This is a genomic window from Psychrobacter sp. APC 3279, assembly GCF_030407795.1.
Taxonomy (GTDB): domain Bacteria; phylum Pseudomonadota; class Gammaproteobacteria; order Pseudomonadales; family Moraxellaceae; genus Psychrobacter.
In genome coordinates this window covers 121428-127891 of the sequence record NZ_JASDCR010000012.1, presented here as the reverse complement: position 1 = coordinate 127891, position 6464 = coordinate 121428, and the positions used below count along the sequence as shown (strand labels likewise).

Here is a 6464-nt window from a genome sequence, read left to right as displayed (position 1 = left end):
AATCAGACTAGGATTCAAAAGGGTTTGGGCTATAAAACGCCAAGACAAGTGTGGTTTGACTTTTATCGTCAAGCTGCGTAACTAAAATCTCCCAAGTTTAGTTCTACGGGATTGACAGCAGGGGTCATATCACCACAGTATATAGCGTTTTCTCGGATTGCAGCTTTAAAGATGGAATTATCATACTAATCCCGCTATTATCTATCATAGCGATATTTGCTTTACTTGCAATTGTCACAGGTGGAGCTTTCGCTGCCATTATGATTGCTACAATGGGTAGTGTCCTTACAAATATGATGACTAATAGACTAAAGAGTATAGCATGCTAAAATGCCCTCAATGTTTAACTCCATTGCCTAGTAAATTCCTAATAGTATTTAATATTAAGAATCTTTGTTCTCAATCATTACTTCCTTGTAAAAAGTGTGGATATGAACTTATTGATCCCTTCAAGTATCAAATATGGATGTTTAAAGGTTTTACCACAGGAATAGTTTTGGGTACGCTAGGAGTGAGTATACTAAACACTATTCTTGTATTTGTTCCTATTACTATAATAGTTTATTTATTGCTTTATATAAGTCTACCCTTAAAAAAGGAAGTTATAAGGTCTAAATAGTAGACTTAGAGACCAAAGTAAAATAAATACCTTTGCATAGTCTAACAGGAGAAATTCTACAAGCTGGCGTTCAGAGCTACTACGCAATTAACGACAGTCAAGACATCATCGCTTAAAAACAAGCAGGTATCGTTCAGTATCCCTTCTTAACCTATGGAACGTTTTCCACCAACCTAACCCCTGAGTACCGCTACGGCTTAGCGCTTGCGGTGAAAATGGGTGGCGTGGTGATGGATATTGATAAAATCCTACATACTAAGGTGGAAGTGAATAATGATAGAGAGAAGCTTACCGCTTATAACATCTCAAGAGGGCCAAGCTATAGCTTAAATGATGAGCGAGGATACAACAAGGGTCTGGGAGACCCTTGTCCGAGCGCAAGAGTCAAGCTGTGCTTGGCTGCCCAGCGTCCTTGAGCAACTATTTAACAACCCTTATACGCTAGAAAAGGAAGCCGATGGTATCAGTGCGACAAAAGCGTTCAACCTCGCCGCACAGAAATGCTAGATATGTAATTTCTCATAAATCAATAACCTCTCTGCTAGTTAGCGTAAAAGGAAATCGTTAAAATATCGATTATAATAAGTATAAATATTATACTTAATTTACCTTGATGTAAGTATAGTATTTATACTTATCAGGTGACCAAAACAAGCTTATTTATCAGCATAAAATGTATTAAAGTATGCTAAACGTCTTAACAAAATAATCTCTATAGCCCTTTCTACATAAGTCTTTATAGGTTGACATAGATTAAAGTAATTTAATGAAATATGGTGGGTCTAGCCTGTCACGCCGGGGGTCGCGGGTTCGAGTCCCGTCCGCTGCGCCATATTTAAAACGAATTTAAACGGTTAAGTTTAAGCAAGTTTCGCCTCAAGCATTAGATTGTTTGAGGTTTTTTTGTGTCTATAAAACAACTCATTATTATAGCTTTCATGCTTTATGTCTTCTCGTTAGAAGCAGCTTATTCCTTATTATGATATACGACTTAAAATAATTAACAGACGCTTTATCTTGAAGAATGAGCGACTTCTTTAGCTTAACGTGGCAAAATGATAATTTGAGCACAACTAATAAAACCTCCCAAACTTTAATCGCTATAACATACATAATGTTGATTAATGCAATAACAACAGGCTTATTAACAAGTGCAACAGATTCGTTAGGTATAGCACTATCAACAACTATAGCTATATTGTTTAGCAGTGTAGTCTCAATTAATATTATGATGATAAATACAGCACATACTGGTAGATTCAATTGATAAAAGTACTCAAAGGACAGCTATGTTCTGGATATATACATTACTCTTGTTGATGGTTCTAGTTGGTATTTACACTATCTCTGCACTGATTTTCGATTTTTACATACTAATCAATGCTAGAAGAATTTGGGCTGAGGTAGTAGAAGTTAATACTATTGAAAAATCAGTCTCAGGGCTAGAAGATTACAGTTTATTTACTTTGAGGATAAAGTATTCTTATACTGTAAATAGCAAGGAATATACTTCTACTAGTATCAATGCTTTTTTTGACTTTACTAGAGAAAGTAAAACAGATATTTTAGAAAATATAAAAATTACTGACAATCATATAAAAATTTACGTATTAAAATCATTTCCACAAATATCTATGACAAGCCCTCTCAAAGTAAACAAGAAAATCTTAGCTATTGCTATAACTATAGGTATCATCCTTCCAAGCATTTTGAGTTATCTTCTCATAGAGAACCAAACTATTTTTGATATATTATCAAGTGTTCTTAATTAGACTAACGTTAATACATGAAGAGTTGTATTTTATTGGAAACGATAGTCATAGACGCATAAGAGCTCTTTCTGGGAGAGAAGTTTTTGGTACATAATGATCTGAGTTATGAAGCTTACATTAGATTCTTGCTAAAATCCCTATTGTGGGTAGGACTCATATTTTTATTAATTGTTGGTTGATTATTATCATAGATACAATAGGCGCATGTTTCAGTGCTATGGACGTTGACTTATTCGGCTCACACTAGCGATTAACGCTATCATCACTACACCCATAATAATCAGAATACCAGACATCATGTGCGCCGCCTCATAGTTAAGTGCTTCTACTTGCTCATATATCGCAATCGATACGACCTTAGTCTCACCTGATATACTTCCTCCGATCATCAGCACCACACCGAACTCACCAATGGTATGAGCAAAGCTGACTAAGCTGCCCAAAACAATACCCACGCGCGCTTGCGGTAGGGAGATTTTGGTAAATCGGCGCAACCGACTGGGTTCTAACAGATGCGCGACTTCCGTGACACTTTGCGGAATCCGCAAAAACTGTGCATAGACAGGCTGTATATAAAAAGGCAATGAGTAAATAATAGAACCAATGACCAGACCTTCAAAGGTAAAAATCAGCGGGCTAATATTATGTTCGCTCAACCATTTACCGATACCCACACTAGGACTGAGCAGTAACAGTAGATAAAAACCAATCACGGTAGGTGGTAGCACCAGAGGCATCGCAATGATGCCCATGAGCAGTACCTTAAGACGTCCTATTGCTTTTATACGGCTCGGCTTAGCCAACCAATAAGCGATAGGCGTTGCAAATAGCAATAAGCATAAGGTAGTCACGCAAGCGAGCTTGATGCTCACCCAAAATGGACTGAGCATATCTGACATAAGAGACTGGTCTATCATATAATGTCACTGCTCGTTCTATGATGAGAGGGGTTAGTCTAACGTATTACTGAACGGCCAGATAGCCTGCTTGTAAGAAGTGTTGCTGCCCTGCTTTTGAGCGCAGGTAGTCGGTGAAGTCTGCTGCTGGGGCGGTGTTATTGATAACTATCCCATCTTGTAAGATAGTTGGATAAGACGTTGGCAGCAAAGTAATAAATTGCTCAGGCTTGGCTTTAATCGCAACGAGTTGAGATTGCGCCACAAACCCATAATCCACGCTACCTGTATGAGCGTATTGGAACGCTTGACCGATATTCTCTGACTGTATTAAGCTTTTTTGAGCATTTAACTTATCATACATATTTTGTGATTGCAGATAGGCTTTTGCAGACGCACCATAAGGCGCAAGGTCAGGGTTCGCAATAGCTACCTTGGTGTCCTGAGTAAAGTCAGCACTGGTAAACACATCACCTAGCGATGTTGGCGTAAAATCGTTTAAAGGTTTGGTGACACTATAGAGCGCTAATTGACCTCTGGTATACGTAAAAGGCTTGATTAGCTTATCATCTTCGTTAGTAACACTAGCTAAATTTTCATCAGCCAATTTAGCAGGGAAATATTGATTGGCAGACAAGAATATATCATACGGTGCTCCTGCTTTGATTTGCGCATATAACTTACCAGAAGAGGCATAAGTAACTTCAATATCTGAGATATCTGAAATATTTTGGGCAGATGAGCTGTTATCAGCCTGATAGCTATCAATAATATGAGGGAGTACATCAGATAAGTTAGCAGCCGCAGCGATACGCAATGTTTGAGCTGGTTCAACTTTGTCAGAAGCAAGCGCCATATTGGCGTCCTTGTCTTGCGTACAAGCATTTAGTGACAATAGCAGACAAGCAGAAACACAGACAGTAACTAATGACTTAACCATTATTGCTAAGCCATTTAGACGAGTCGTCTTCATAGTATTCTTGCTTCCACACAGGAATGTCCGCTTTGATGGTATCTAATATCCAGCGACACGCATCGAATGCTGGATAACGGTGCGCTGACACTACCCCAACCCACACAGCCACATCGCCAATCTCTAACGCACCGATACGATGTATCGCAATAGCATGCGTAATTTCAAAACGCTTTTTGGCTTCTTCTATAATGGCGCGGCCCTGGTTGATGGCTAAATCCTCATAACCATAATAGGTAAGACGATCAACGCTCGTAGCGTTATTATGATTACGCACTCGCCCTTCAAAACAAACAAACGCGCCGCAGCTGTCATTATCTAACGTACTTTTTAGCCTATCTTCATCAATCGCAATATCTAGTAGCGCAAAACCATCACGCTCAGCGATAAGGTAAGCCTCGTCAGCACTACGTTTGATACTCATTGAATGATCGTGGACGTTGTCGGTCATTTTTCTTCTCTATTTATTATTTTCTCTTTGTAACCACTGAATAGCTACTGACAAAATGGACACTAATAAACGCTTGTCTAACCACCAGCGACTGGCGTGATGAAAACCACGCTATCACCATCATTTATCTGGTCAGTCCATTTAGCAAAGTAGTCATTCACTGCGACTCGTAGCTCCGACTGCGGACGGCTAAAGCGATGCTTTTGACTAAGCTGTTCGTATAGTTCAGTCAATGATATATCCTGCTGTACGCTTACTGTCTCTTGCTGACAATTGGCCTCGTCAGCCAAACTGGCAAAATACATGACGTTAATATTCATCGTTGATTCGATATTAATTGTCATATCGATAGCACTCATAAACCTCTCCCTCTTACGCAAGCTTCCTTGCTTGGCACTTAGCATATCTTTATTGATTAATTCATTGATTGATTGACGACGCACTCTGCAATTTTATCACTTTAAGCATGACTGTAGTCTGATTTACCACCTGTCTTTTTGACCAGATGAATATCATCTATAACGATGTCATGCGATAGTGCTTTAGTCATATCATAGATAGTTAAGCAGGCAACACTAACCGCTGTTAACGCTTCCATCTCCACCCCTGTCTTATGCGTAACCTTGACTACCGCACTGACCGTGAGGCTGCTGAGCGCGTCGTTGTACTTAAAGCTTAAGCCTATCTTGTCTAGCGGTAGTGGATGGCAAAGCGGTATAAGATCATGAGTACGTTTGGCCGCCATGATACCAGCGATATGAGCCGTTTGCGTGATGCTGCCTTTTTTGGTCATACCATCAGCCGCTTTAATTTGCGCATAAATCTCACTGGGGAAGCATACCTGACCAGTGGCGTTGGCTTCTCGCGTCGTTGCTGTCTTACCACTGACATCGACCATGGTAATATCACCATCACTGTCTAAGTGAGATAAAATAGATTGCTGATTTATCTGAACGCTGTCACTCATTTATATAACCTTTCTTATGTGATATTTTTATTATTTTGGTAGAGCAGCACATGCCTGCTTAAAATCTTCAGGCGTATTGAAGTTGGTTAGATTTTGCCACTCTTTGCTAAATGATACAGCTTGCACTAATGGCTGAATAAACCGCATTACTCTACGCTGTCCGCTATCTATATAGGCCTTCAAATCAGGCTCGATACTCAACTGATACAGCCCTAATAATGGATATAAGTGACTGTCATCTTTTAAGCAAATCACTTTCTTATCAGCAGCAAGGCTCATTTTACATTGTAGTTTCTGCCACAAGTCAGTTGCTGGTATTAAGCTATCACAGCTGATAACCAGTAACCACGATGCTTGTACATTTTTTGATATGCCTGAATCATTCAAATCGCTCAATGTTTGTAAGGCTGATTCGATAGCCACCAATGCGCCGCCAGTTTTGACCCGCGCATCATGCTCATTAGAGTCAACATCAGCACCATAATCAGCAATATGAATAATAGGCGAATTGGTTTTTTCTAAATGGACATCTAAACCAGTTTGAAAGCCGCGACCATTATCTGCAACCAATATAGGAATCTGTAACTTGCTCGCATGACGAACATGATAGTCTAGCAGCTGCTCACCTGACGGTAGCGTCAGCATCGCCTTAGCCGTTCCCATACGTCTAGATGCGCCGCCTGCCAAGATAATCACACCTGCCAAACCATCCAGATTATTTGAGCAGTTTTTCATTTACCATTTACCATTTACCTGTCAGGCTTGATTGTATATCACTCATAGCTC

General features: G+C 39.7%; 8 protein-coding genes. 2 read left to right on the top strand and 6 right to left on the bottom strand.

Going from position 1 to position 6464, the window contains the following annotated elements; translation table 11 throughout:
• The first annotated feature begins 952 nt into the window (after positions 1–952).
• Together QL898_RS08355 and QL898_RS08350 are read left to right on the top strand one after the other, a co-directional pair.
• Complete coding sequence (locus tag QL898_RS08355; RefSeq protein ID WP_290176458.1) at positions 953–1126, top strand: hypothetical protein; 174 nt, start codon at positions 953–955, stop codon at positions 1124–1126.
• Between the two features lie 782 nt (positions 1127–1908).
• Positions 1909–2391, top strand: coding sequence for a hypothetical protein (locus QL898_RS08350; protein WP_057759076.1), 483 nt, complete (start codon positions 1909–1911; stop codon positions 2389–2391).
• Between the two features lie 215 nt (positions 2392–2606).
• On the opposite strand, the gene modB is transcribed toward QL898_RS08350, so the two are convergent.
• From modB to QL898_RS08320, 6 genes are all read right to left on the bottom strand, one after another.
• Positions 2607–3308 carry a molybdate ABC transporter permease subunit gene (gene modB / locus QL898_RS08345; protein WP_290176457.1) on the bottom strand — a complete coding sequence of 234 codons (702 nt, stop codon included), beginning with the start codon at positions 3306–3308 and terminating at the stop codon, positions 2607–2609.
• Positions 3309–3354: 46 nt separating this feature from the next.
• Complete coding sequence (gene modA, locus QL898_RS08340; RefSeq protein ID WP_290176456.1) at positions 3355–4227, bottom strand: molybdate ABC transporter substrate-binding protein; 873 nt, start codon at positions 4225–4227, stop codon at positions 3355–3357.
• Positions 4220–4711, bottom strand: coding sequence for a molybdenum cofactor biosynthesis protein MoaE (locus QL898_RS08335; protein WP_201571239.1), 492 nt, complete (start codon positions 4709–4711; stop codon positions 4220–4222). Before QL898_RS08335 ends, modA begins: the two co-directional genes overlap by 8 nt.
• 77 nt (positions 4712–4788) lie before the next feature.
• Positions 4789–5070: a MoaD/ThiS family protein gene (locus QL898_RS08330; protein WP_290176455.1), complete on the bottom strand. Its 282-nt coding sequence runs from the start codon at positions 5068–5070 to the stop codon at positions 4789–4791.
• Between the two features lie 101 nt (positions 5071–5171).
• Positions 5172–5678 carry a cyclic pyranopterin monophosphate synthase MoaC gene (gene moaC, locus QL898_RS08325; protein ID WP_290176454.1) on the bottom strand — a complete coding sequence of 169 codons (507 nt, stop codon included), beginning with the start codon at positions 5676–5678 and terminating at the stop codon, positions 5172–5174.
• A 30-nt stretch (positions 5679–5708) separates the two neighbouring features.
• Positions 5709–6413 carry a molybdenum cofactor guanylyltransferase gene (locus QL898_RS08320; protein ID WP_290176453.1) on the bottom strand — a complete coding sequence of 235 codons (705 nt, stop codon included), beginning with the start codon at positions 6411–6413 and terminating at the stop codon, positions 5709–5711.
• Positions 6414–6464 lie beyond the last annotated feature (51 nt).

What these genes read in the sequence shown, in the direction of transcription:
- QL898_RS08350 (WP_057759076.1), top strand. Translation starts at nt 1,909, where the DNA reads ATGTTCTGGATATATACATTACTCTTGTTGATGGTTCTAGTTGGTATT.
- QL898_RS08355 (WP_290176458.1), top strand. Translation starts at nt 953, where the DNA reads ATGAGCGAGGATACAACAAGGGTCTGGGAGACCCTTGTCCGAGCGCAA.
- QL898_RS08335 (WP_201571239.1), bottom strand. Translation starts at nt 4,711, where the DNA reads ATGACCGACAACGTCCACGATCATTCAATGAGTATCAAACGTAGTGCT.
- QL898_RS08320 (WP_290176453.1), bottom strand. Translation starts at nt 6,413, where the DNA reads ATGAAAAACTGCTCAAATAATCTGGATGGTTTGGCAGGTGTGATTATC.
- QL898_RS08330 (WP_290176455.1), bottom strand. Translation starts at nt 5,070, where the DNA reads ATGAGTGCTATCGATATGACAATTAATATCGAATCAACGATGAATATT.
- modB (WP_290176457.1), bottom strand. Translation starts at nt 3,308, where the DNA reads ATGATAGACCAGTCTCTTATGTCAGATATGCTCAGTCCATTTTGGGTG.
- moaC (WP_290176454.1), bottom strand. Translation starts at nt 5,678, where the DNA reads ATGAGTGACAGCGTTCAGATAAATCAGCAATCTATTTTATCTCACTTA.
- modA (WP_290176456.1), bottom strand. Translation starts at nt 4,227, where the DNA reads ATGGTTAAGTCATTAGTTACTGTCTGTGTTTCTGCTTGTCTGCTATTG.